This is a genomic window from Enterobacter sp. 50588862 (assembly GCF_001462935.1).
In the GTDB taxonomy this organism is placed as follows: domain Bacteria; phylum Pseudomonadota; class Gammaproteobacteria; order Enterobacterales; family Enterobacteriaceae; genus Enterobacter; species Enterobacter bugandensis.
In genome coordinates, this window is sequence record NZ_LNHM01000021.1 from 212886 (window position 1) to 235157 (window position 22272).

The 22272-nt window shown below is 55.9% G+C and carries 29 protein-coding genes; 26 read left to right on the forward strand and 3 right to left on the reverse strand.

Annotation, left to right across the window (positions count from 1 at the left end; translation table 11 throughout):
• Positions 1-72 precede the first annotated feature (72 nt).
• Positions 73-1632 (forward strand): methyl-accepting chemotaxis protein, encoded by a 1560-nt coding sequence (locus tag APT89_RS08855; protein WP_060572081.1) that lies wholly within the window; start codon positions 73-75, stop codon positions 1630-1632.
• On the opposite strand, the gene APT89_RS08860 is transcribed toward APT89_RS08855, so the two are convergent.
• On the reverse strand, positions 1629-2123 hold the full coding sequence (locus APT89_RS08860; RefSeq protein WP_048957237.1) for a PadR family transcriptional regulator: 495 nt from the start codon (positions 2121-2123) through the stop codon (positions 1629-1631). The genes APT89_RS08855 and APT89_RS08860 overlap by 4 nt on opposite strands.
• A gap of 147 nt (positions 2124-2270) precedes the next feature.
• Here APT89_RS08860 and APT89_RS08865 point away from each other — a divergent pair, with 147 nt between their 5' ends.
• Positions 2271-3035 (forward strand): siderophore-interacting protein, encoded by a 765-nt coding sequence (locus APT89_RS08865; RefSeq protein WP_041908015.1) that lies wholly within the window; start codon positions 2271-2273, stop codon positions 3033-3035.
• Here APT89_RS08865 and APT89_RS08870 read toward each other — a convergent pair whose 3' ends face one another.
• Positions 3036-4205, reverse strand: coding sequence for a DNA repair protein (locus APT89_RS08870; RefSeq protein ID WP_041908017.1), 1170 nt, complete (start codon positions 4203-4205; stop codon positions 3036-3038). It abuts the gene before it with no gap.
• Between the two features lie 193 nt (positions 4206-4398).
• Positions 4399-4974 carry a phage repressor protein CI gene (locus tag APT89_RS08875; protein ID WP_041908019.1) on the reverse strand — a complete coding sequence of 192 codons (576 nt, stop codon included), beginning with the start codon at positions 4972-4974 and terminating at the stop codon, positions 4399-4401.
• A gap of 227 nt (positions 4975-5201) precedes the next feature.
• Between APT89_RS08875 and APT89_RS08880 the strand changes: the two genes are divergently transcribed.
• The 24 genes from APT89_RS08880 to APT89_RS08995 all read left to right on the forward strand — a co-directional run bounded on the left by APT89_RS08880 (position 5202) and on the right by APT89_RS08995 (position 22215).
• Positions 5202-5540: a DUF5347 domain-containing protein gene (locus tag APT89_RS08880; RefSeq protein WP_060572083.1), complete on the forward strand. Its 339-nt coding sequence runs from the start codon at positions 5202-5204 to the stop codon at positions 5538-5540.
• A gap of 68 nt (positions 5541-5608) precedes the next feature.
• A complete protein-coding gene (locus APT89_RS08885) occupies positions 5609-5836 on the forward strand; it encodes a DUF2732 family protein (protein WP_060572084.1) in 228 nt (75 codons plus the stop codon).
• On the forward strand, positions 5836-6057 hold the full coding sequence (locus tag APT89_RS08890) for a TraR/DksA family transcriptional regulator (RefSeq protein WP_060572086.1): 222 nt from the start codon (positions 5836-5838) through the stop codon (positions 6055-6057). Before APT89_RS08885 ends, APT89_RS08890 begins: the two co-directional genes overlap by 1 nt.
• Position 6058: 1 nt before the next feature.
• Complete coding sequence (locus APT89_RS08895) at positions 6059-8248, forward strand: replication endonuclease (RefSeq protein ID WP_060572087.1); 2190 nt, start codon at positions 6059-6061, stop codon at positions 8246-8248.
• A gap of 109 nt (positions 8249-8357) precedes the next feature.
• Positions 8358-8798: a DinI-like family protein gene (locus APT89_RS08900; RefSeq protein ID WP_041908026.1), complete on the forward strand. Its 441-nt coding sequence runs from the start codon at positions 8358-8360 to the stop codon at positions 8796-8798.
• A 180-nt stretch (positions 8799-8978) separates the two neighbouring features.
• Positions 8979-9182: a tail protein X gene (locus APT89_RS08905; RefSeq protein ID WP_042715252.1), complete on the forward strand. Its 204-nt coding sequence runs from the start codon at positions 8979-8981 to the stop codon at positions 9180-9182.
• Positions 9173-9394: an HP1 family phage holin gene (locus APT89_RS08910; protein ID WP_045260131.1), complete on the forward strand. Its 222-nt coding sequence runs from the start codon at positions 9173-9175 to the stop codon at positions 9392-9394. Before APT89_RS08905 ends, APT89_RS08910 begins: the two co-directional genes overlap by 10 nt.
• Complete coding sequence (locus APT89_RS08915; protein ID WP_060572088.1) at positions 9378-9887, forward strand: lysozyme; 510 nt, start codon at positions 9378-9380, stop codon at positions 9885-9887. The genes APT89_RS08910 and APT89_RS08915 overlap by 17 nt, the downstream gene beginning before the upstream one ends.
• Positions 9884-10309 (forward strand): Rz-like lysis system protein LysB, encoded by a 426-nt coding sequence (gene lysB / locus APT89_RS08920; protein WP_045631363.1) that lies wholly within the window; start codon positions 9884-9886, stop codon positions 10307-10309. Before APT89_RS08915 ends, lysB begins: the two co-directional genes overlap by 4 nt.
• Entirely contained in the window at positions 10197-10442 is a 246-nt protein-coding gene (gene lysC, locus APT89_RS24575) for an Rz1-like lysis system protein LysC (protein ID WP_075202980.1), read from the forward strand. Before lysB ends, lysC begins: the two co-directional genes overlap by 113 nt.
• Positions 10405-10872 (forward strand): phage tail protein, encoded by a 468-nt coding sequence (locus tag APT89_RS08930; protein ID WP_060572089.1) that lies wholly within the window; start codon positions 10405-10407, stop codon positions 10870-10872. The genes lysC and APT89_RS08930 overlap by 38 nt, the downstream gene beginning before the upstream one ends.
• Before the next feature lie 81 nt (positions 10873-10953).
• The gene (locus tag APT89_RS08935; protein WP_041908037.1) at positions 10954-11595 is read left to right on the forward strand and encodes a phage baseplate assembly protein V; all 642 of its coding nucleotides are present in this window, start codon (positions 10954-10956) and stop codon (positions 11593-11595) included.
• The gene (locus tag APT89_RS08940; protein WP_041908038.1) at positions 11592-11942 is read left to right on the forward strand and encodes a GPW/gp25 family protein; all 351 of its coding nucleotides are present in this window, start codon (positions 11592-11594) and stop codon (positions 11940-11942) included. Before APT89_RS08935 ends, APT89_RS08940 begins: the two co-directional genes overlap by 4 nt.
• A gap of 5 nt (positions 11943-11947) precedes the next feature.
• The gene (locus tag APT89_RS08945; RefSeq protein ID WP_041908040.1) at positions 11948-12856 is read left to right on the forward strand and encodes a baseplate assembly protein; all 909 of its coding nucleotides are present in this window, start codon (positions 11948-11950) and stop codon (positions 12854-12856) included.
• Complete coding sequence (locus tag APT89_RS08950; RefSeq protein WP_041908042.1) at positions 12849-13379, forward strand: phage tail protein I; 531 nt, start codon at positions 12849-12851, stop codon at positions 13377-13379. Before APT89_RS08945 ends, APT89_RS08950 begins: the two co-directional genes overlap by 8 nt.
• A gap of 11 nt (positions 13380-13390) precedes the next feature.
• Complete coding sequence (locus APT89_RS23305) at positions 13391-15262, forward strand: phage tail protein (RefSeq protein WP_072201714.1); 1872 nt, start codon at positions 13391-13393, stop codon at positions 15260-15262.
• 3 nt (positions 15263-15265) lie between these two features.
• On the forward strand, positions 15266-15703 hold the full coding sequence (locus tag APT89_RS08960) for a tail fiber assembly protein (protein ID WP_041908046.1): 438 nt from the start codon (positions 15266-15268) through the stop codon (positions 15701-15703).
• 390 nt (positions 15704-16093) lie between these two features.
• Positions 16094-17281, forward strand: coding sequence for a phage tail sheath protein (locus tag APT89_RS08965; RefSeq protein ID WP_060572090.1), 1188 nt, complete (start codon positions 16094-16096; stop codon positions 17279-17281).
• Between the two features lie 11 nt (positions 17282-17292).
• Positions 17293-17811: a phage major tail tube protein gene (locus APT89_RS08970; protein ID WP_023309235.1), complete on the forward strand. Its 519-nt coding sequence runs from the start codon at positions 17293-17295 to the stop codon at positions 17809-17811.
• A gap of 56 nt (positions 17812-17867) precedes the next feature.
• Positions 17868-18170, forward strand: coding sequence for a phage tail assembly protein (locus APT89_RS08975; protein WP_041908050.1), 303 nt, complete (start codon positions 17868-17870; stop codon positions 18168-18170).
• A 32-nt stretch (positions 18171-18202) separates the two neighbouring features.
• Positions 18203-18322 carry a GpE family phage tail protein gene (locus APT89_RS08980; protein WP_041908052.1) on the forward strand — a complete coding sequence of 40 codons (120 nt, stop codon included), beginning with the start codon at positions 18203-18205 and terminating at the stop codon, positions 18320-18322.
• Entirely contained in the window at positions 18315-20594 is a 2280-nt protein-coding gene (locus APT89_RS08985; protein WP_060572092.1) for a phage tail tape measure protein, read from the forward strand. The genes APT89_RS08980 and APT89_RS08985 overlap by 8 nt, the downstream gene beginning before the upstream one ends.
• A gap of 11 nt (positions 20595-20605) precedes the next feature.
• Positions 20606-21070, forward strand: coding sequence for a phage tail protein (locus tag APT89_RS08990; protein ID WP_060572095.1), 465 nt, complete (start codon positions 20606-20608; stop codon positions 21068-21070).
• Positions 21067-22215 carry a phage late control D family protein gene (locus APT89_RS08995; RefSeq protein WP_041908058.1) on the forward strand — a complete coding sequence of 383 codons (1149 nt, stop codon included), beginning with the start codon at positions 21067-21069 and terminating at the stop codon, positions 22213-22215. Before APT89_RS08990 ends, APT89_RS08995 begins: the two co-directional genes overlap by 4 nt.
• Positions 22216-22272: the final 57 nt, after the last annotated feature.

Genomic DNA, 22272 nt, shown 5'->3' on the forward strand with positions numbered 1-22272 from the left:
AGTCATAAAGTTAGCGGATTCGTTACCGATAACAGCGATCGTCTGAGAAATAATCACATCGATGGAGTAAATATGTTCTTACATGACGTAAAGATCGGCACGAAATTATTTCTGGCGTTTGGATTCTTTATTGTCCTGATGGTGATCAGCGCCAGTATGTCCTTACTGAGCCTGAACCGGGCTAACAACGGGATGCAATCCATCATTACCCATGATTATCCCACCACGGTTAAAGCGAACCAGTTAATCGACAACTTCCAGGAATTTATTAGCACTCAGCAGCTCATGCTGCTGGATGAACAGGGAACGTACACGGCACAGTCGCAGCAGCATCTTAAAGAGATCAGCGAGCATATCACGGTGATTTTGGGCGAGCTGAATACGGTGTTGCAGGACCCGAAATCGCAGCAGGTCCTTGCCGAGATCCGCGACGTTCGTCAGCAGTATCTGGACTCGCGCTATCGCATTTTGCAGGCGGTGCAGAATAATGACCGTGCGGGTGCTATCCAGGAGATGATGACCCATACCCTCACCGTGCAGCAGGCCTATAAAGCTAAAGTGCAGGAGCTGATTGCGATTCAGAACCATGAGATGCAGAGCGCGGGGGCGCAGGTGGAAGGAGACTTCAGGTCCAGCCGACTGCTGCTGATCCTGATCACCCTCTTTAGCGTCGCCGCTGGCAGCCTGATTGGCTGGTTTATCGTGCGCGCTATTACCCGCCCACTCGGCGAGGCGGTGAATTTTGCCAATGCCATTTCAGAGGGCGACCTGACGGGCAGCATCACGCCGCACGGCAAAGACGAAACGGGCCTATTGCTGCACGCGCTGATGGAGATGAAAAACCGCCTGCTGGATATTGTGCAGCAGGTGCAAACAGGCTCGGAGAATATCTCCAGCGCAGCCGCGCAGATTGTCGCCGGTAACCAGGATCTTGCCGCGCGCACCGAGGAGCAGGCAAGTTCCGTTGAACAGACCGCCGCCTCGATGGAGCAGATCACCGCGACGGTGAAAAACACCGCCTCGCACACCGGGGAAGCGACTAATCTCTCGGCAGATGCCGCCACGGTGGTCAAAAACAACGGGGATATGATGAAGCAGGTGACCAGCAAAATGCGCCTGATTAACGAGACGTCGAACCGGATGTCCGACATTATCGACCTGATCGACGCCATTGCGTTCCAGACCAACATTCTGGCGCTGAACGCGGCGGTGGAAGCGGCGCGTGCGGGCGAGCACGGCCGCGGCTTCGCGGTGGTTGCCGGTGAGGTTCGCCAGCTTGCCCAGAAGAGCGCGTCGTCTGCCAGTGAAATTCGCGAGCTGATCGAGAGCTCCACCAGCCAGACCCAGGACGGGATGAATCTGGTGGAAAAAGCGAGCGCGTTGATCAATGGCATGGTCGGCAACGTGGAGGAGATGGACACGATCCTGCGCGAGATCCGCCAGGCCAGCCACGAGCAGACGGAAGGGATCTCGCAGATCAACAGCGCGATTGGCCTGATTGATGCCACCACCCAGCAGAACTCTGCGCTGGTGGAGGAGTCCGTCGCGGCGGCGGCATCCCTTAACGAGCAGGCGATGCACCTGAAAGAGCTGGTACGCGTATTCCGAGTGAGCGAGCACGCGCCGGCTTAATCCAGCTGGGAGATCTCCAGCGCTGCGCGGTCGATTATGCCGATAATCTGCTTGAGCTGCGCGTCGCTGAGCTCTCCCTGATTTACCTTCAGGTCTAACACCGCTTTAAAGTTATCCAGCGCCCGCTTCATCTGCGGGTTTTTGCGCAGCTCAAAGCCGACGCTGCGCGCCTTAATACGCACCTGGATCTGTTCCAGCTGTTCCCGGTTTTCGTCCAGCCAGCGTTGTCCTTCAGCGGTAATCGCAATCTTCTTACGACCGCTCTCTTCTTCCGTAATAGTGATAAAGGTTTGATCCTGCAGATAATCCAGCGTCGGGTAGATCACACCGGGGCTCGGCGTGTAGTTCCCCTGGGTCAGGTTCTCGATCTCTTTGATCAGCTCATAGCCGTGGCTGGCGCTGCGGGTCAGGATATCCAGAATCACCAGTCGCAGGTCGCCGTGGCCGAAAAAGCGCGGTCGGCGTCCACCGGCGTCGTGTTCATGTCGCATGTTATGTCTCTTAATTTGATATATCTAAACTATATCTAAGATATATTCAGATGCAATCTAAAAAATCTTGCTTTTTTACTGATTAGTAATCATTATCATTTGAAAATCAATTCCGATATATCGTATTTACCAGAGAAGAGGCTAAAAATGGCATCTACCCGTTACCCACAGCGCGTGCGTAATGACCTGCGCTTTCGCGAGCTGACGGTGCGCCGCGTTGAACGCGTTAGCGCAGGCTTTCAGCGCATTGTTTTAGGCGGCGAGGCGCTGGAGGGCTTTAGCTCCCGCGGCTTCGACGACCACACCAAAGTCTTTTTCCCTGCACCTGGCACCACGTTTGTCCCGCCGAAGGTCACTGATGAAGGCATCGACTGGGGCGACGGCGTACGTCCACAGGCGCGTGACTATACGCCGCTGTACGATGAGGCAAATCATGAGCTGGCGCTCGATTTCTTCATTCATGACGGCGGGATTGCCAGCGGCTGGGCAGTCGAGGCGAAGGTGGGCGACAGGTTGACGATCGGCGGCCCGCGCGGTTCGCTGGTAGTGCCGGAGGATTACGCCTGGCAGCTGTACGTGTGCGACGAGTCCGGCATGCCGGCGCTGCGTCGACGTTTAGAGAGCATTGCTAAACTGCCGGTTTGTCCGGAGATTCACGCGGTGGTGACTGTAGGTGACGAATCTTATAAGGACTATCTGGCGCACCTGAGTGATTTCAACATCACCTGGGTGGTGGGCCACAGCGAGCAGGCAGTGGCTGACCGTCTGGCGGCGCTGGCCGTGCCGGAGGAGGATTACTTTATCTGGCTGACCGGAGAAGGGAAGGTGGTAAAAAGCCTGAGCCGCCAGTTTGAAACCAACGCGATTGACCAGCATCTGGTGCGTGCCAGCGCATACTGGCACGCTAAATAATCAGGCTGCCGAATCCATTTGCGCTTCGTTAACCTGGTGTTCGAGCGAGGCGCATACCTCTTTTAGCGCTTTCTCCTGCTGAGCAAAGTACGCTTCCATATTGCTCAGCGACGATACCAGCAGCCAGGACTCCTCTTTTTCCAGCTCCGCCAGCTCGTTCACTAAGGTGTCGATTTGCTCGCGGACCTGCGCCATTTTTTTGCGGATACGCTCCAGATCGTTCAGCCTGTCGCTCGCCATCAATGGCTCGAACCCCTGCTGCAGGCGGGCCACCAGCGAGCGAATGGTTTTGACGTCGCCGCGCTGTTTGGCCTGGTTGAGCTGCACCATCATCGCGTTGGCTTCCTCTTTCAGATCGTCTGCGACTAAATCCGGATGGCAGAGCTTGCTCGCCTGCCGCCAGAGGCGCTTGAGTTCGTTCTGATCTTCTTCCGAGAGATGTTTGCCCTTGCGCAGCCGCACTTCGGCATCGTGATGCTGTTCGCGATACTTCTCGTACTCTTCGTTGGCCTCGTCGCGCGCCTGACGCGCGGGCTCTTCTTCGCGCGTTAAGCCGCTTTCCAGTTCGAGCGCTTCGGCCAGCAGGTTGGCAATCAGATTGCTTTGCTGCTCCAGATGCTTACGCGCCTGAGCGGCCTGGACGGAGTCAGCCGGGAGATCGCGCCAGCGCTGGGTAAGCGTCGCCAGCACCTCCACCGCCTGCGCCATATAGCGCTGACAGCGGCGGTAATCCTCCTCGCGACGACGTGCCTCCGCCTGCTGACGACGCAGGTTCAGCTCCGCCAGCGTTTTACGCAGGGCGAGGATCTGCTGCATCAGCGGTCCGAGGCGGGAGAAATAGAGATCGTTGAACTCATCAAGCTGCTGCACGCGCGCGTTGCGGCGGTCAATCAGATCGCGCAGACGCTCTTCCAGCGCCTTCAGCTCCAGCTTGCTGGCGGCTACCTGTGGGTCACGCCACTGGGTCACGGCGCGTTGGCCCTGCAGCCAGGCGGTTATGGCCGCCATCGCAGAGGTGTAGTTCTTCTCCTCAAGCGCAACGACGATTGCCTGTAGCTCATCGTCAAACGCTTCATTTTTCAGGCGTGTCAGCTGGCTCTGGATGATGTCGTCATCTTCCAGTTCAATGGCATTTTTAATGATTTCTAGCCGTTTGATCGGTGTGCTCATGATGCCTTTCGCTTTGGCGCTTAAGTATTTGAGTTAAGGGTAGTTGTTGTAAAAGCTACAGGAAATAATACACACGGATGATGATCGGCGCGATGGGGGATTTCTTTAGATTTGCAGTTTGTGAGGTACGAGATATGAGCAGGAGAGCGAATACGCAAAATGGCTTCGTTTTCACTGTTTCCCGCTCTGTCCCTTAAATAACCTCGCTGTAGATCCCCACCACGCGACCCACCGTTTTTATCTCGTTGATACCGCACTCAAATGGAACTTTACCGCCCGCTACGTGAAGTTTTTTGCCCGGTAACAGCGTTAAGTCGCGGATGCTGGCGGTGCCTTCAATCTCGACCAGCCAAAGGCCGTCGGTTAACGACGCCTCTTTTTCGATAAAGTGAAGCTTTCCCTCCGCCCGAACAGCGATGCCGCGAGCCAGCGGTTTGCTAAAGAAACTGGCATCGATGCTCAAAATGGTATTTTCTTCCAGCTTACCATCACTGAGTGTGAATGCCGAAACTGAAACCGGATCGCCCGATGCGGGGTTACCTTCAAACTGCGCACCTTGCCCGGTCATCAGCCAGCGCAAGCTGGCACCGGTGTCCAGCGCGCACTGAACCGCGAAGTCGTAAGAGATGGTACCGCGCGCGTAGCGGTTCTGAAGCGAGCTGGCGGCGATATTAAAGTGCCGGGCCAGCTGGATTTTCTGCGTGAAACCATATACCTGACAGATTCTATCGAGTAACTCTTCATTATTCACTTGAGAATCCAGTATCAAAATATATTCCTTTGGGTGTTTACTAATACTCAATTGGGTATTAATATCATTGCAAATTCGAGCAATCAGCGGCAGAAGTTGGCAAACAGAGGCTAATGATTGCAGACATTATCAAAATGGGAATTTTGCAGCATGGTTTGTGAAATCGCAATCATCAAACGGCGGAAAATGCCGTGCTATGAGCGTTTTCAGCACATTAGCGTGCGTGAATTTATGCGAGGGGAGATATGGCGATAGAAGCTGCCCATGCAAGGGTTCCACTTAGCGTGGGAGCACGTCTTAACGGGCTTAACCACGTCGCTGAACTGCGCGCCCGATACGGGAGCGATAGCGGAAAAGAGCTGGCACGGTTTATGGCCGAGCTGCGCGATAAGCGCGATCCCTGTTTTGAGGAGAACAGCAGGGCGCTGGCCGCCATCTTTTACCTGGCGAGATTACCTGTTGCCCGTCATGAGTGCGATATCAGCGAGCTGACGACCCAAGAGAAACGGGCGCTAATTAACGCCATGAATCATTTTCGTGCCGTTGTGAGTTTATTTCCTGAACGGCTGACCATGCCGATATAACCCAACCAAAAACCTAATGGCGTAAACCCGCCGGGCAGCCTATTGCCTGAAATTAAGGAGAACGCGTGATGCGAAACAGTGAAAACCGCCCCTATCCGATCGGAAGTGAAGAACTGAAACGCCTGCTGATGGAGGCTAAAACAGAGGAACGATGCGCGCGAGCCCTCGCGGTCTCCCTGCACCTGGAGGCGCTGGCGAGCCATATCTACAAAACCGGCATGAGCGGAGAGGACGTTGCCGAACTGCTGTGCCACGAGGCAGCCCGCTACGAGCGTGAATCACAGGAGCTGCACTGATGGCCGATTTTATCGATCTTGCGCAGGCGCGTGAGCAGGAAGACAGAGAGCGCCACATTAACAGCGCCCGCAGGCGACCCGCATCGCCTTCGCGTATTCTGTGCGAGGACTGCGATGCGCCGATACCTGAGGCGCGTCGAAAGGCGGTACCTGGAGTGGCCTTGTGCATCACATGCCAGGAGATCGCGGAGATGAAAAATAAACACGTCCGGGGAGGATGAGTTGGCGACGTCATTTGCTTATCCGTGGAACGCTCCACGGTCGGCCATTGCCAGCCCTTACCTCACGCACACCCAACAGCAGCGTCGCGATCGCCTCTTCGCGGCGCTGCAGCAGGCAAGAATTGCCCTCTCACAGCAGCCTGACTGCGTGCGCTTCGAGGTCTGGCGCACGATTGACGCCCTCGAGCAGCATCAGGGCAGCCTGAAGGCTAATGCTTTCTCGATCCGCTTCTGCAAAAGGATGTTGCCCCGCCTGCGTCTGGTCTCTGAACGCTATGCCTGCAAGGGCCTGCACAATACGGTCTCCAGGGCCGTGTTTAATGACCATTTCGACACCCAGATTCTGCAATACCTCGCTTCGAGGATGGTTGAGCTGGTTATGCGCTATAACCGTCTTCCGGATATGTCCCGCGCGGACATCGACCTGCTGGCCGCAGATATCGCCAGCTTTATTCGCGGCGAGCTGGCGAATATTAACGATGCTGAGATGGGCGAATACCGGACGCTTTACGTCTGGTACCAGCGCGCCGGACTGATCGCCCGGCAGTTCAACGTTTCGCCTCCCCACTGGGAACGGGTGTCAAAGACGTTTTTCAACAAAGATGACGTTGCCTCGGCGGTGATCCGCATGTTTTCCGAGGTGTGGTGGCGCGGGCGCCTGCGCCGTATCGCGGCGGCCTGGCGCGAGCATTTGCAGATTGCCCTCGGCAACGTCAGCAAAAAGAGAACGGCGTATGCGAGCAGGCGCTGCGTGACCGAGTGGCGCGAGCAGAAGCGCCGCACCCGCGAATTTCTCAAGGGCATGGAGCTTGAAGATGAAGAGGGCAACCGCATCAGCCTGATTAAAAAATACGATACCTCGGTGTCTAACCCGGCGATACGCCGCTGTGAACTGATGACCCGCATCCGCGGGTTTGAAAATATCTGTGAGGCGCTGGGCTACGTGGGCGAGTTCTATACCTTAACCGCGCCCGCGCAGTATCACGCGACCGTGAAATCGGGCTACCCCAACGCTAAGTGGAACGGGGCCAGCCCGGCGGATACGCAAGGCTACTTTACCCGTCTCTGGGCACGTATCCGGGCAAAACTCCACCGGGACGGGCGACGTATTTTTGGTATCCGCGTTGCGGAACCCCATCACGACGGTACGCCCCACTGGCACATGCTGATGTTTATGCTGCCGGAAGATGTTGACTGCGTTCGCCAGATTATCGGGGATTACGCGCGGCAGGAGGATGCTGTTGAGCTGCAGAGCGAAAGTGCCATAAGAGCGCGCTTTCACGCGGAAGCGATCGATCCTAAGAAAGGCAGTGCTACCGGTTACATAGCCAAATACATCTCAAAGAATATCGACGGCTATGCGCTCGATGGCGAGACCGATAACGAAAGCGGCGGGCTTCTGAAGGAGACGGCGTCCGCCGTTTCGGCCTGGGCGGGACGCTGGCACATTCGTCAGTTTCAGTTCATCGGCGGCGCGCCGGTAACGGTCTACCGCGAGCTGCGACGTATGGCGGATACTGAGGCCGCGCGCGGCTTGAGCGTTGAGTTTGCCGCCGTCCATGATGCCGCCGACGCCGGTGACTGGGCGGGTTACGTTACTGCGCAGGGAGGGCCGTTTGTCCGTCGCGATGATTTACAGGTGCGCACGCTGTATGGACCGCGCGCCGGGTTTAACCAGTACGGCGAGGAAACGGTCCGTATTCGTGGCGTGTACGACTCCGCCGTCGGCGCGGGCAGCCCGATTGTCACCCGGCTCACCCAGTGGAAAATTGTGCCGAAGAGAGCCTCGGAAATTAAGAATGCGCCTGAGCCCTCTCGGAGTTCTGTCAATAACTGTACGCAGGACGATCTGTCTCAGCCCCTAAGCCGGCGTGCGAGACGGGCATTAACCGAACGCATCAAATTCATCCGCCCCGGCGCTACGTCGCCCATCGTTTTCGCGAGCGACCCGCAGAACGGGGTACCAGAGAAGGTGATTGACGAGATACGGCTCGCCACCGGGATAGCCATCAGCCGGGGCGAGGCCCTGCATCTTATGGCCGGAGGCGTTAGCCGTTTTAACGACAAATGGTGCAGGGGCGCAGCTGACGGAACGCTATTTCCTGCAGCGTGTTCTTATCAGGAAAAGGCGCGGAAAATCCTTGAACGTATTGGGTATTTAACGGATTTGTTAACCAGGCGAGTACGCTAATCTTTATCGATATCATGTACATACCGTTAAAGGTTCTGATTTTTCGCTTCACTCTTTTTATGAATACATGATACTGTATGTTTATACAGTATCTCGTGGTGGAGGTTGTGTGGACAGAGAGTTGAACGAGCAGGTCATGATTGAACGAGTCGAGATGATTGCTCGGCTGACGACAGAAGGAACGTGTCAGGAAAGAGATCGTGAGATTGCCCTGAATTTGATTGCTGAGATTGCGCGGGGAAACTTAATCAAGAACAACGCCTTTACCGTTGTTTTCTCGGCATCGCCTGTTCCGGAACGAATCAAAAAAGAGAGTAACGTTCGGGTGAACATTACTCTCGATAAAGATCGGCTGGCTGGCCAGTCCGTCGCCGAAGCCTTTCAGTGCGAACTGACCCGCAGAATAGGGTCCCTGTTTCCGTCAACGAGGGTGACCGTGAGAGTAGGCTCGGTGACGGGGGTAGAGCTCCAGGGGCTTGAAAAAGAGGCCGATCGCGAGGCGCTGGACACTATTCTCCGGGAAGTCTGGGAAGACGAGAGCTGGCGCTAAACCCGGTTTTATTACCCGGACCGAACACCCTCATTAGATTTTTACGTTCCCATTGAACCGCGCTTCGCTTCCCTCGGATGGTTTGTTGTGTCCGCGAGCGTCCATCCGTCAGCGATAGCGAAAAGCCTGCTGGCCCGGGAAACTCTTCAGTACCTGGAAACCGGATGTTGGGAGCGACTGATGAAGATCTATGCAATGCAGGGGGACACGCTTGATGCCGTTTGCGCCCGCTTTTATGGGCGCACGGCTGGCGTCGTTGAAGCCGTTCTGAAGGCCAACTCTGGCCTCGCGGAGTTAGGGGTTATCTTGCCTCACGGAACGCCGGTAGAGATGCCGGAGGTGGATAGCGCCCCCACAAAAGAATCCGTAAACCTATGGGACTGAGCCTGGAGAAAATCACCACGTTTATCGCCTACTGGCTGGCCGTGGCGCTGGCCTGGTTCGGGGCGATGTCTCCTGACAAAGTCGCGCTGTACGTGGGAAGTCTTTGCGCCATTTTTACCGCGCTGACGAATTACTGGTTTAAGCGAAAAACCTGGCGCTATCTCAAATCTCTTGGCCTCGATAAGAAGAGCATTCGTGAACTCAATCATTAAGCGTTGCAGCGTCGCCGGCGTGCTGGCCCTGGCGGTGCTGATGCCTGATTTTCGGTTACTGAAAACGTCTCCGGAGGGGCTGGCGTTGATTGCCGATCTTGAAGGATGCCGCCTCACGCCCTACCGGTGTAGTGCCGGGGTGTGGACGTCAGGCATTGGCCACACGGCAAACGTTGTGCCCACGCGGGACATTACCGAACGCGAGGTCGCGGCAAACCTGGTCGCTGATATGCTCAACGTGGAGCGGCGGCTGGCGGCGTGCGCGCCGGTGGAGATGCCGCCTCGGGTCTACGACGCGCTGGTGAGCTTCACGTTTAATGTCGGCGCAGGCGCTGCCTGCCGTTCGACGCTGGTGTCCTTTATCAAGCGTAAACAGTGGTCACAGGCGTGCGAGCAGCTTACCCGCTGGGTGTACGTCAACGGCGTTAAAAATACCGGGCTCGAAAATCGCCGTGTCCGCGAGAAGGCATGGTGCACGAAGGGGTTGCCATGAGAGCCCTCATGCTGGCGCTGGCCGGACTGCTGGCCATCACGCTGTGGCTCCGTCACGACAACCTGACCCTGTCCCGTTCCTTAGCTACGGCTAACCGGGTCGCCAGCGAACAAAAAAATGCCCTCGCCACGCTTAACCATCAGCTGTCCCTGTCGCAACGGATTGCCCGATCAAACGAAAACGCCCAGGTCAGGCTCCGTGAGGCGCTTGTCACTGCGGGTGAGGAGAGCGCGAAACGGGAAGCGACTATCGGGAGATTACTTAATGAAAATGAAGCGTTACGCCGTTGGTATAACGCTCGGCTGCCTGATGCTATCCGCAGGTTGCACACCCGCACCGCCTGCGCCTCCGCAGCCCATTGTTTACCACGCCTGCCCGAAGGTGAGCCTCTGCCCGATGCCGGGCAGCGAACCCGCCACTAACGGCGATCTCAGCGCGGATATTCGCAGGCTTGAGTATGCCCTTATCGCCTGCGCGCTGCAGGTTGAAACCATTAAAAACTGTCAGGATAAATTCGATGCACAAACTCAAGAGCCTGCGCCAGGCATTAATTGACGCGATCCCCCAACTGAACGCTAGCCCGGAACGCCTGCAGATGTCGGTCGGAAGCGGGCATATTGACGCCCGCCTGGCCTCCTCGCTCTCCTTTGAAAAACACTATCAACTGAATGCAAAGGTCAGCGGTTTCAAAGGCGACAGCGAGGGATTGTTCGTTCCCGTGCTGGCCTGGCTTCGGGAAAACCAGCCGGACATTTTTACCCTTGATGAAGGCCGTAAAAACGGATGTTCCTTCACGATCGTCTTAAACGATGACGATACGATGGATATCAGCATCAGTTTGCAATTAACCGAGCGCATGCTTGTTGCCCAGGATCAGAGCGCTCTGTACGCGACGTATTCCCCCGAACCGCCGCTGCCGGAGCCCGTCACGCGTCCGACGTCGTTGTACATCAACGGTGAGCTGGTCAGCCAGTGGGAGGCGTAATTTCCCCCGCGCCGTGTTGTTTCATCCCGCATAAAACCCCGTCTCGTTGCTGCCGTTCCTCCTGAACGGCATTCTCTTCTCATGAATACATTAACTTCCATGAACGGTATCGCTCGCGCGATCCGCAATCTGATTCGTATCGGTGTTGTGACCGAGGTTGACCTCAACAGAGGGCTTTGTCGTGTCCAGACCGGCGGGATGAAAACTACCTGGCTGAACTGGCTAACCTGTCGTGCGGGACGTTCGCGCGTCTGGTGGGCGCCTTCCGAGGGCGAGCAGGTGCTGCTGCTGGCCATCGGAGGCGAGCTTGATACCGCCTTTGTGCTGCCCGGCATTTTCTCGGACGACCATCCGGCCCCGTCCGGGTCGTCTGACGCGCTCCATGTATCGTTCCCTGACGGCGCGGTGATCGAGTACGAACCCGAACGCGGGGCGCTGACGGTTACTGGCATTAAAACGGCCGACATTACCGCCTCGGAATCGCTGACCGCCACCGTGCCGGAGGTGCGGGTGACGTCAACTTCCCGCATCACGCTGGATACGCCTGAAGTGGTGTGTACCAACAAGTTAATTACCGCCTCTCTTGAAGTGCAGCAGGGCGGTGTGATGGCCGGAAATATTGAGCATTCCGGCGGTAAATTCACCTCCAACGGGGTGCAGGTGGACAACCACGCGCACGGCAGCGTGCAAAGCGGCGGAAGCTGGACTAAGGGGACACAATGACGGTGCGATACAGGGGAATGAACAGGCAGACCGGGCTGAGCATTTCAGAAGCTGAACACATCCGGCAAAGCGTGCGCGACATTCTGGTCACGCCGATTGGCTCGCGGGTCATGCGCAGGGATTACGGCTCGCTGCTGGCGGCGATGATCGACAGGCCGCAGAGCCCTGCGCTGCGTCTGCAAATCATGTCCGCATGCTATTCCGCCATCCAGAAATGGGAGCCGCGGATAAGCCTGACGGCAATCACTTTCGAGCGTTCGGAGAACGACGGGACGTTGTATGTCGATATCACCGGCACGCGCCCGACCTCCGGACAATCCTTTTCTATCACCATTTCACTGAGTTAAACGCTATGGCTATTGTTGATCTGAGCCAGCTCGCCGCGCCTGATGTCGTGGAAGAGGTGGATTATGAAACGCTGTTGGCAGAACGAAAGGCCACCTTTGTCTCGCTCTATCCCGAAGAGGAACGAGAGGCGATTGCGCGGACGCTGACGCTGGAGTCAGAGCCGATTGTGAAGCTCCTGCAGGAGAATGCCTACCGGGAAGTCATGTGGCGTCAGCGGGTTAACGAGGCCGCGCGTGCGGTCATGTTGGCCTATGCAGCGGGCAGCGATCTGGACCAGATTGGGGCAAACGCTAACCTTGCGCGTCTGGTGATCGCCCCTGCCGACGACACCACGTTCCCACCCACGCCGGCTGTGATGGAGTCCGATACCGATTTTCGTCTGCGCATCCAGCAGGCGCCGGAAGGGCTGAGCGTGGCCGGTTCGACGGGCGCGTACCAGTTCCATGGCCGCAGTGCCGATGGCCGGGTAGCGGACATCTCCGTCATCAGCCCGCAGCCGGCGAACGTCACGATTTCCGTTCTCTCCCGGGAGAATAACGGCATAGCGTCTGAAGAGCTGATCGCTATTGTTCGTAACGCCCTAAACGATGAAGACATCAGGCCGGTTGCCGACCGCGTTACCGTCCAGTCGGCCAAAATAGTTGATTACAGCATCGAAGCATCGCTTTTCCTTTTTCCCGGCCCCGAAAGCGAGCCGGTACTCAACGCGGCAAGAACCCGGTTACAGGCCTATATCACGGCTCAGCATCGTCTTGGACGCGATATTCGCAAGTCCGCCATTTATGCCGCTCTTCACGTAGAAGGGGTGCAGCGGGTGGAACTGACCGCACCCGCGGCTGACATCGTGCTTGATGAAACCCAGGCCTCATGGTGCAGCCACTACAGCGTAACCGTGGGAGGGAACGATGAGTAACACCCGCCTTTTACCGGTTGGCTCATCGCCCCTTGAGGTCGCGGCAGCGCGCGCCTGTGCGGACATCGAAAATACGCCCGTTCCGTTGCGCCACCTCTGGAATGTGGATACCTGCCCGGCGAATTTGCTGCCGTGGCTGGCATGGGCATTTTCGGTTGACCGCTGGGACGAGAGCTGGCCGGAAGCCACCAAGCGGGACGTGATCCGCGCGGCGTGGTTTATCCATGCCCACAAAGGGACGATTGGCGCCGTGCGTCGCGTGGTGGAGCCGCTTGGCTATCTGATTAACGTCACCGAGTGGTGGGAAACCAACGATCCGCCCGGCACTTTCCGCCTTGATATTGGCGTGCTGGACACCGGTATTAACGAGGAAATGTATTACGAAATGGAGAGGCTGGTTGCTGATGCAAAGCCTGCCAGCCGCCACCTTATTGGCCTGAATATCATCCAGGACATTCCGGGTTATCTCTATACCGGCGCCTTGGGCTATGACGGCGACATCATCACGGTTTATCCCGGATAAGTGAGAGCACAATGACAGTGAAATATAAAACGGTTATCACCAAAGCCGGTGCCGAAAAACTGGCTGCAGCGACCGTCCCGAACGGCAATAAAGTGAATTTTACGGCGATGGCGGTGGGTGACGGTGGTGGCACGTTGCCGGTGCCTGATGCCGGGCAGACGAAGCTGGTTAATGAAGTCTGGCGCCATGCGCTGAATAAAATCAGCCAGGATAACAAGCATCAAAATTATGTGATCGCGGAACTGCTCATTCCGCCTGAAACCGGTGGTTTCTGGATGCGAGAAATGGGCCTCTATGATGACACCGGGACACTAATTGCCGTTGGGAACATGGCTGAAAGCTATAAGCCGTTGTTGGCGGAAGGATCCGGACGTGCGCAGACCGTGCGTATGGTCATCATGGTAAGCGACATTGAGTCAGTCGAACTCTCGATAGATACGTCTACGGTAATGGCGACCCAGGAGTACGTTGATGAGAAGCTTGAAGAGCATGAGCAGTCTCGTCGCCATCCTGATGCCACGCTAACGGCTAAAGGGTTTACTCAGCTTAGTAGTGCGACTGATAGCTCCTCTGAAGCGCTGGCGGCAACGCCGAAAGCGGTTAAGGCTGCCTACGACCTTGCCCGTGGTAAGTATACGGCTCAGGATGCGACTACCGGACAAAAGGGGATTGTTCAGCTTAGCAGTGCGACCGATAGTGCTTCAGAGACGCTTGCGGCCACATCAAAGTCTGTGAAGACTGTCAGTGATGATCTCATAAAGCTGAAAAACAGTCTGGGTACTGCTGCTGGTAAAAATGCCCAGGATAGTCGTGACGACATCACGCCCGGGCGCGTGGTGGTTAACGGTGGTGCGCTTGCTATACGGTCTGCGGCTGCCGAAGCGAGCAGAGAGATTAAAGACGCAAGCGGTCTTCCTGCTAATTCCGTAAGTTTCTGTTATGCCAGTGCTGCCTATTCACCTGGCTATGAGGCGACAATTCTTGATGTGGGAGGACTGGGTGGTAACTATCGGGTGCAATATGCTGCGTCTTATAGTGATGGCGGTAAACAGCTAAAATTCCGTACCTTAAATGGAGATAACGGATACTGGGGGAGCTGGACGAAAGTTCTCACAAACTACGGGGGAAGCGTTGATTATCTCGATGGTGCAAAGTATTACGCCACTAAGCCGGAATACTGGCAGGGAGGTGGGGCATTTGCACATCAATATACTAATGGCTCAGCACCGTTTTTTGTTGGTGGATACACTACCGCTAAAGATAATTCGGTATACCTTCCGATCGTGAAAGGAACGTCTGTAACGAGTGGTCATGGATATGGCGCTTCTGTTAGTTTTGGCATATTACGATCGGGTAAAAATGATTTTGGTTCCGCAGTCGTTCATATCATTGGGGATTCTGGCAGTGGAGCCCTGTATTCTTTTGATGCAAACGGAACATTCAATGCACCCCAACGGCTTTATAGCGGCGACTCAATTCTTGCTGCTGGGCAAATTAACAGCGGAGGCAATATCGTTGCGGGTCAGGGGGTGTTTGAATCCGGCGGGCAGGTAAGGGTTTATTCTTCGAACAACCCGCCACCGAACCAGTCAGGGTCGACCACCACCGGAAACAACTCTGCCTATTACCGTCACGGCAACGGTCAGGTGTTCATGCAGTGTATTGGCGGGGTTGCTTCCAACTCCAATTCCAACCCGGATGTCACTGTTTATCTTCCGGCTGCTTTTCCTAACGGAATCCTCGCAATAGGTGGCTCTTTCAGCGGAACAGGGGGGAGTGACAGAGATTCTTACTGGACAGCTAACCCTTTAAGTGCAAGTGCTTTCACTCTTCACACGCGGAATATGAGCGGTTATTTCTCTTTTGTCGTAACAGGATATTAGTTTATGCATAGTCAGTTATTCAGCAATAAAACGCGCGGCTTCTATCCGATAAAAAGTCTGCGCTATTACAAGTCTGTTAACGCTCTGCCGGATGACCTTGTTCGGGTCAGTGATTCAGAGCATGAAAAATTTGTCGGTGCTGCTCCCGTTAACTGCGCCCCCGGTTACAACGTCGAGAGTAAACAGATGGAATGGATCACTGTAACCGCACCGGTCAGAACACCAGAAGAAACCCTCGCGACTAATCGCAGAGAGCTATTGAACAGGCAACGAGAGGCGGCGGTTCGCGCTTTTCCGCTGCAGTCTGCAGTTGATTTGGGGATTGCCACCGAGGAAGAAAGAATACAACTGGAAGAACTGAAAAAATACGTTGTTGAACTGACGGGGGTTGACCTCAGTACACCTGACTGGCCTAAAACTCCTGTGTGGATTTCTGTTTAATCGGTTGGTTATTTTAAAGAAATAGTCCGCATCATGCGGGCTATTTCTTATTCATAGGGACATTCCTCATATTCTTCTGTTTCATCACCGACAAAGAATTGCAGCTAGTAATAACCAAAAATCCACCTTGCAGTCCGACCATCTGTTAACCACAGTAAAATCGTCATAACCATCGTTATTGGCGCAACGATATCGATAATATTCAATCATTAATCATGGTTATCGACGAACAATGACTCATGATTGATCGCTCAAAATGAGCGGTCACCTTTCCCGCGCGGGTCAACCACTCACTGTGCGTTGTGCTGTCTTACCTCCAACGTCATTACGTTTCATAACTCCCCCGCCCAAGAGAAACTAGCCTCACCACTAAACGAAGGAGTTAACCGGATGGGCGACTATCACCACGGCGTGGAAGTTATCGAAATCAACGATGGCACCCGCACCATTTCCACCGTCTCGACGGCAATCATCGGCATGGTCTGTACGGCCAGCGATGCTGACGACAAGACATTTCCTTTAAACGAGCCCGTGCTCATTACCAACGTGCAAAGCGCGATTGCGAAAGCCGGCAAAGCGGGGACGCTGTCCGCTTCTCTGCAGGCGATCGCCGACCAGTGTAAACCGGTTGTTGTGGTTGTTCGCGTGGCTGAAGGCACTGCAGAGACCCCGGAAGAGGCCCGCAAACAGACCGTTTCCAACATCATCGGTACCACTGATGAAAACGGTAAATACACCGGTCTGAAGGCGCTTCTCACGGCGAAAACGGTGACCGGCGTTAAGCCACGCATTCTCGGCATACCGGGGCTGGACTCTCAGGAAGTGGCGACCGCTCTGGCCGCCACGTGCCAGAGCCTGCGCGCGTTTGGCTATGTCAGCGCATGGGGGTGCAAAACCATTTCTGAGGCGATCAACTACCGCAAAAACTTTAGCCAGCGCGAGCTGATGGTTATCCACCCTGATTTTCTGGCGTGGGATACCACTACGAATGCGACGACAATGGCCTGGGCGACCGCCCGTGCGCTTGGCCTGCGTGCCAAAATCGATCAGACAATGGGCTGGCATAAAACCCTGTCAAACGTTGGCGTTAACGGCGTCACTGGCGTAAGCGCTTCGGTCTCCTGGGATCTGCAGGAACAGGCCACCGACGCGAACCTGCTTAACCAGGCTGGCGTCACCACGCTGATTCGCAACGACGGCTTCAAATTCTGGGGTAACCGCACCTGCTCAGACGATCCGTTATTCGTCTTTGAAAACTACACCCGTACCGCGCAGGTGCTGGCCGATACCATGGCGGAAGCGCACGCGTGGGCGATGGATAAACCCATCACGCCAACGCTTATCCGCGACATCGTGTCCGGTATTAATGCCAAGTTCCGCGAGCTGAAAACCAACGGCTATATCGTCGACGGCTCCTGCTGGTATGACCCTGAGTCGAACGACGCATCAACCCTGAAAGCGGGGAAACTGTATATCGATTATGACTACACCCCTGTCCCGCCGCTGGAAAATCTGACCCTGCGCCAGCGCATCACCGATACCTATCTGGCAGACCTGTCAGATTCGGTTAATAGCTAAGGAGCTGAAGCATGGCGTTACCACGCAAACTGAAATATCTGAATATGTTCAACGATGGCCTGAGCTACATGGGCGTTGTTGAGTCCGTCACCTTGCCGAAGCTTACCCGCAAGCTGGAGAAGTATCGCGGCGGCGGTATGCCCGGCTCGGTCTCTGTCGATCTCGGCCTGGACGATGATGCCCTGGCGCTGGAGTGGACCGTTGGCGGTCTGCCGGACGCCGCGCTGTGGGCGCAGTATGCCTCTCCGGGCGCGGACAGCGTGCCGCTGCGCTTTACCGGCTCTTATCAGCGCGATGACACCGGCGAAATTTCCGCCGTCGAAATCGTCATGCGCGGTCGTCATAAAGAGTTTGATGGCGGTGAAAACAAGCAGGGCGAGAGCGGCACCACCAAAATGTCCACCGAGTGCGCCTACTACCAGCTGACCATTGATGGCAAAGAGATCATCGAAATCGACATCATCAACATGGTGCTGAAAGTCGATGGTGTCGATCGCCTGGCAGAACACCGTAAGGCCATCGGCCTGTAACCCTTTAACCGGCCGGGATCGCCGGCCGGTAAGTTAACTTTGTGAAGAGTAACGAAATGGAAAATACCAACGAGATCGCCATGAACGAAAATCCACATATCGTCACGCTTGATAGCCCCGTTCAGCGCGGTGAGCAAAAAATTGAAAAGGTGACCGTTTCAAAACCGAATGCAGGGACCCTGCGAGGGGTATCGCTGGCGTCGCTGGCGCAATCTGACGTAGATGCGCTGATCAAGGTGCTGCCGCGAATGACCTCGCCAGCCCTGACCGAGCATGAGGTTGCGCGCCTGGATGCCTGCGATCTGCTCTCTTTTGCTGGCAAGGTGATCGGTTTTTTGTCACCGGCTTCGGCTCGCTGAAATTTCCTGAAAATCTGTCGGTCGACGATCTGATGGCGGATATCGCGGTGATATTTCACTGGCCGCCGTCAGAGCTGTACACCCTGAGCGTGACCGAACTCCTCTTATGGCGCGAAAAAGCGCTGCAGCGAAGCGGAAACCACCATGAGTAATAATGTCAGACTTCAGGAATTGTTTAAGGCTGTCGACCGGGCAACCCGACCGCTTAACGCTCTCCATAACGCCAGCCTCACTCTCGCGAACGATATCCGCGATGCGCAGGTGGCGCTCGGGGCACTCGATGAGCAGGCGGGGCGTATCAACGGCTTCAGGAAAGCAAACGGCCAGCTCGCCATGACGGAGCAGTCCCTTGCTCAGGCGAAACAGCAGGCAGCGGCGCTGGCGGTACAGTTTAAAAACACGCAAAACCCCACCCAGGCACAGGCTGATGCGCTGTCCGCGGCCCGAAAATCGGCAGCCGATCTTAAGCTTGAGTACAACAGCTTACGCTACTCGGTACAGCGTCAACGTGCTGAGCTCGCAAAGGCGGGGATAAACACGCGCACGCTTTCGTCGGACGAGCGTCGTCTACGAACCAATATCAGCGAGAAAACGCAGCAGCTTAACCGGCAGCGGGATGCGCTGGCCCGCGTCAACCAGCAGCAGGAGCGGCTGAGTACCGTTCAGAACCGCTACGAGTCAGGCAAGCGCGCTATCTCGCGAGTGCAGCAACTGGCTAATGCGGGCGTGAGTATGGCAAAAGCGGGCTTTGACCAGACGTCCCGCTTTATGGCGCCAGGCATCAGTTTTGAAAAACAGATCTCTGCCATTCAGGCAAACCTTGGCCTGGAGAAGGGAGACCTCCGGCTTGAGGCCATTCGCCGGCAGGCACGGGAAGTTAGTGTTAGCACCGGAACGCCTGCGGATGCGGTCGTCCGGACACAGAGCGAACTGGCCCGTTCAGGCTATGACGCCGATGGAGTGCTTGTGGCCACTGTGCCAACGATCAACCTCAGTCAGGCGGGGAATATCGACGCTGCAAAAGCGGCCGATATTATCAGCAGCACGCAGGCCGCGTATAACCTGGCAGATGCAGATGCCGGACGCATCGCAGACGTGCTTACGCGCGGTTTTACCTCTTCGAATACCAGCCTCGCTGAGATGGCGGCGGCCCTGAACGCCGCTGCGCCAGCCGCGGACGCCGCTGGTATGGGGCTTGAAGAGACAACGGCGCGGCTTGGCGTTCTGGCGGAAAAGGGGATGTACGGTGCCGCCGCCGGGGACGCGCTCAGCGCGATGTTGCGCCATGTTCAGACTCCGGATGCCATAAAAGCCGCAGGGGCGCTGGTTTCCGCCGCGGGTGATGGATCGCTTGATGAAAAACGTAAGCAGCTGCAGGGGGCAAAGGGCAGTACCGCGCTCGCGGCTTCCGTTCAGACCGATAATCTTGACGGCGATATCAACCGATTCCAGGCCGCGTGGAGCGGGTTGAAGATTGACGTGTTCGATAAAGCAGATGGCGCTCTGCGCAACCTGATAACAACCGCAACCGGCTGGCTCAGCACGGCCACCCTTTGGGTGAATGCCAACCCTGAGCTGACGCAGACCCTGGCCAGCATTGTTGTCGGCGCGCAGGCGTTTGCTGGCGTACTGGGCGGCGTAGGAACGGTTATCGCCCCGGTTCTGACGGGCGTCAATATGGTTATTACCGCGGCCGGGATGTTGGGAACGGTATTCAGCGTGGTGGGCGGCGCCATCATGACGGTGCTGGGTGCCCTTAGCTGGCCGGTGATTGCCCTTGGCGCGGCGATTGCCGCCGGAGCCTTGCTGATTTTTAAATACTGGGAACCCATCAGCGCCTTCTTTGGCGGGGTGATGGAAGGGCTTTCGACGGCCTTCGCACCGCTGGGGGCGATGTTCTCACCGGTGATAACGGTATTTGATGCTATCTCGGAGAAGCTGGGCGGTATCTGGCAATGGTTCACCAATTTGGTTGCGCCGATCAAGGCGACGCAGGAAACGCTGGATGGCTGTAAAAATGCTGGCGTGATTTTTGGGCAGGCGTTGGGCGATGCGTTAACGGCACCGCTTGATCTCTTTAACAGCCTGAGCGGCAAGGCCAGCTGGCTGCTGGAGAAACTCGGTCTTATCAAAAACGAGTCGGGGAATCTCGACTCCGCTGCGGCAAAAGCAGAAGCGGCATCCTCTCCTGTGGGCAGCTCTTATATTCCGGGTACGGGGACCTATGGCGGTTACCAGGGGTATCAGCCAACCATCGCCACAGGGGGACGCTCTTACGTCGATCAGAGTAAAAGCGAGTACAACATCACGCTGCAGGGGGGCACGGCCTCCGGAATGGATCTGACGCGTCAAATCCGGGAGGCAATAGAGAATAGTGAACGTGAACAAGCGAGACGGCGGCAATCCAGCTTTATGTCTGGTTGAGGAGAGAGAAAATGTTAATGGTGCTGGGTCTGTTTGTCTTTGAACGACGAACCTTACCGTATCAGACAATGCAGTTTACAAAGGACTACCGTTGGGCGTCCAACGATCGCATCGGGAAGCCCAAAGCCTGGCAATATCTTGGCGAAGGTGAGACCTCCTTTAGCCTCACCGGAGTACTTTACCCGGAGCTCACGGGAGGGCGGCTTTCTCTCAAGGCGGTTGAGCTGATGGCGAATGAAGGGCGGGTATGGCCGTTGATAGATGGTACCGGCATCATTCACGGCATGTTTATCATTGAGAAAGTCACGCACACGCATTCGGATTTTTACAGTGATGGTACCGCGCGAAAAATTGAATTTTCCCTGTCGCTAAAACGCGTGGACGAATCGCTGATGAAGATGTTTGGCGATCTGAGAACGCAGGCTGAAGAGCTGGTGACTAGCGCACGTAATAGCATTGGAGGGCTGGTGGGATGATCGCCGAGATGAATATCCGGGCGGGCGGCAAAATCGCCCCTGACTTTATGCTTAAGCTTAACGACCGTGATATCACGCAAAATTTCAGCCACCGCCTTATCAGTTTATCCATGACCGACAAACGTGGGCTGGAAGCCGATCAGCTGGATATTCAACTGGATGATTCCGATGGGCTGTTAGACCTGCCAGCCCGGGGAGCAACGCTCTCCTTATGGCTGGGGTGGGAGGGAGCTCCGCTCCAGCCGAAAGGGAACTTCACGATCGACACAATTGAATTTCGGGGGGCGCCGGATACCCTGACCATTCGGGGATGCAGCGCGGATTTTCGTGGGAAGCTAAACGTGCGGCGCGAACAGTCGTGGCATGACACGACGATCGGCGCGATAGTCACTACTATCGCTCAGCGGAACCAGTTGACCACAAGCGTTGCGGCTGGGCTTTCATCCATTGCCATTTCTCATATTGACCAGTCTCAGGAGACTGACGCGGCGTTTCTCACCCGCCTGGCCGAACGCAATGGTGCATTTGTTTCCATCAAAGCCGGGAAGGTCATTTTCATGAAAGCGGGCCAGGCCGTGACGGCCAGCGGCACAGCGATTCCCTTAATGATGATTGAACGTGGGGATGGCGATCGGCACCTTTTTTCCGTCGCCGACCGTGAAAGTTATTCCGGCGTGACGGCCAAATGGCTGCAAACGCGCGATCCAAAACAGCAAAATCCTCAATTGAGTATTAATCGCCAGATTGGGGGGCAGCCCACAGAGGTGCTACAGCATCCGGATGCCGCCGCGTCGGGAGCTAAAGGCATGGAGCCGAAGCCGCAAGAGAGGCTGGTGGGATCGGCGGAGAACGTGTTTGAGCTTGCTACGGTGTATGCGTCTGAAGAGCAGGCGCTCAGGGCTGCGGAGGCGAAGTGGCGCGCGCTTCAGCGGGGAACCGTGAAATTTTCTATCCAGCTGGCGCTGGGGCGAGCCGATCTGTTTCCCGAAACGCCGGTGCTGGTTAACGGCTTTAAACGAGTCATTGACGAGCAGGCGTGGATCATCAGCGAAGTGGTTCATACGCTGAGCGGGAGTGGATTTACCACGCAGCTGAACCTTGAGCTGAACGTCACCGACGAAAAATTTTCTGTGGATAGAGAGTAATTCATTTGCCATTACGTTGTTTTTGAGTATCATTGATTCACATAAAGTGAATTAAAC

Bases quoted from the DNA above. Each gene is read 5' to 3' on its own strand.
- APT89_RS08860 (WP_048957237.1), bottom strand. From the start codon at position 2,123: ATGCGACATGAACACGACGCCGGTGGACGCCGACCGCGCTTTTTCGGC.
- APT89_RS08985 (WP_060572092.1), top strand. From the start codon at position 18,315: ATGAGTAATAATGTCAGACTTCAGGAATTGTTTAAGGCTGTCGACCGG.
- APT89_RS08990 (WP_060572095.1), top strand. From the start codon at position 20,606: ATGTTAATGGTGCTGGGTCTGTTTGTCTTTGAACGACGAACCTTACCG.
- APT89_RS08930 (WP_060572089.1), top strand. From the start codon at position 10,405: ATGCACAAACTCAAGAGCCTGCGCCAGGCATTAATTGACGCGATCCCC.
- APT89_RS08855 (WP_060572081.1), top strand. From the start codon at position 73: ATGTTCTTACATGACGTAAAGATCGGCACGAAATTATTTCTGGCGTTT.
- APT89_RS08975 (WP_041908050.1), top strand. From the start codon at position 17,868: ATGGAAAATACCAACGAGATCGCCATGAACGAAAATCCACATATCGTC.
- APT89_RS08940 (WP_041908038.1), top strand. From the start codon at position 11,592: ATGACGGTGCGATACAGGGGAATGAACAGGCAGACCGGGCTGAGCATT.
- APT89_RS08950 (WP_041908042.1), top strand. From the start codon at position 12,849: ATGAGTAACACCCGCCTTTTACCGGTTGGCTCATCGCCCCTTGAGGTC.
- APT89_RS08945 (WP_041908040.1), top strand. From the start codon at position 11,948: ATGGCTATTGTTGATCTGAGCCAGCTCGCCGCGCCTGATGTCGTGGAA.
- APT89_RS08865 (WP_041908015.1), top strand. From the start codon at position 2,271: ATGGCATCTACCCGTTACCCACAGCGCGTGCGTAATGACCTGCGCTTT.
- lysB (WP_045631363.1), top strand. From the start codon at position 9,884: ATGAGAGCCCTCATGCTGGCGCTGGCCGGACTGCTGGCCATCACGCTG.
- APT89_RS08980 (WP_041908052.1), top strand. From the start codon at position 18,203: ATGGCGGATATCGCGGTGATATTTCACTGGCCGCCGTCAGAGCTGTAC.
- APT89_RS08965 (WP_060572090.1), top strand. From the start codon at position 16,094: ATGGGCGACTATCACCACGGCGTGGAAGTTATCGAAATCAACGATGGC.
- APT89_RS08935 (WP_041908037.1), top strand. From the start codon at position 10,954: ATGAATACATTAACTTCCATGAACGGTATCGCTCGCGCGATCCGCAAT.
- lysC (WP_075202980.1), top strand. From the start codon at position 10,197: ATGCTATCCGCAGGTTGCACACCCGCACCGCCTGCGCCTCCGCAGCCC.
- APT89_RS08995 (WP_041908058.1), top strand. From the start codon at position 21,067: ATGATCGCCGAGATGAATATCCGGGCGGGCGGCAAAATCGCCCCTGAC.
- APT89_RS23305 (WP_072201714.1), top strand. From the start codon at position 13,391: ATGACAGTGAAATATAAAACGGTTATCACCAAAGCCGGTGCCGAAAAA.
- APT89_RS08910 (WP_045260131.1), top strand. From the start codon at position 9,173: ATGGGACTGAGCCTGGAGAAAATCACCACGTTTATCGCCTACTGGCTG.
- APT89_RS08905 (WP_042715252.1), top strand. From the start codon at position 8,979: ATGAAGATCTATGCAATGCAGGGGGACACGCTTGATGCCGTTTGCGCC.
- APT89_RS08880 (WP_060572083.1), top strand. From the start codon at position 5,202: ATGGCGATAGAAGCTGCCCATGCAAGGGTTCCACTTAGCGTGGGAGCA.
- APT89_RS08960 (WP_041908046.1), top strand. From the start codon at position 15,266: ATGCATAGTCAGTTATTCAGCAATAAAACGCGCGGCTTCTATCCGATA.
- APT89_RS08890 (WP_060572086.1), top strand. From the start codon at position 5,836: ATGGCCGATTTTATCGATCTTGCGCAGGCGCGTGAGCAGGAAGACAGA.
- APT89_RS08870 (WP_041908017.1), bottom strand. From the start codon at position 4,205: ATGAGCACACCGATCAAACGGCTAGAAATCATTAAAAATGCCATTGAA.
- APT89_RS08885 (WP_060572084.1), top strand. From the start codon at position 5,609: ATGCGAAACAGTGAAAACCGCCCCTATCCGATCGGAAGTGAAGAACTG.
- APT89_RS08970 (WP_023309235.1), top strand. From the start codon at position 17,293: ATGGCGTTACCACGCAAACTGAAATATCTGAATATGTTCAACGATGGC.